This window comes from Pseudomonas sp. BJa3 (genome assembly GCF_026343815.1).
Taxonomy (GTDB): Bacteria; Pseudomonadota; Gammaproteobacteria; order Pseudomonadales; family Pseudomonadaceae; genus Aquipseudomonas; species Aquipseudomonas soli.
In genome coordinates, this window is record NZ_JAOXMC010000067.1 from 1 (window position 1) to 372 (window position 372).

The following is a 372-nucleotide window of genomic DNA, read 5'->3' on the forward strand; positions in this document are numbered from 1 at the left end:
CCCTGCAGCCGTTTGAAGACGAGGCGCATGCACTGTCGCTGGCTAATGCCGGCGAATACGGCTTGGCGGCGACTGTCTGGACGCGCGACCTGGACCGCGCACACCGCCTGGCCGCGCAGCTGCGCGCCGGCATCGTCTGGATCAATACCTGGATGACCCGCGACCTGCGCACGCCGTTCGGCGGCACGGGCGCGTCCGGCCTGGGCCGCGAGGGCGGCCTGGAGGCCATGCGTTTCTTCACTGAACCCAAGAACGTCTGCGTGGCGTTGCGCTGAGGACAACACCGAATGCCTGAACTTTCCGAACTCGAACAATTGCTGCAGAACAATCGTGATTGGGCCGCCCGCATCAAGCAGGAGGATCCCGGTTTCT

General features: G+C 65.1%; 1 protein-coding gene. It reads left to right on the forward strand.

Going from position 1 to position 372, the window contains the following annotated elements:
- Positions 1-275: aldehyde dehydrogenase family protein (locus tag OH705_RS26905; protein ID WP_267303392.1), on the forward strand; the 275-nt coding region annotated here is incomplete at its 5' end.
- Positions 276-372 lie beyond the last annotated feature (97 nt).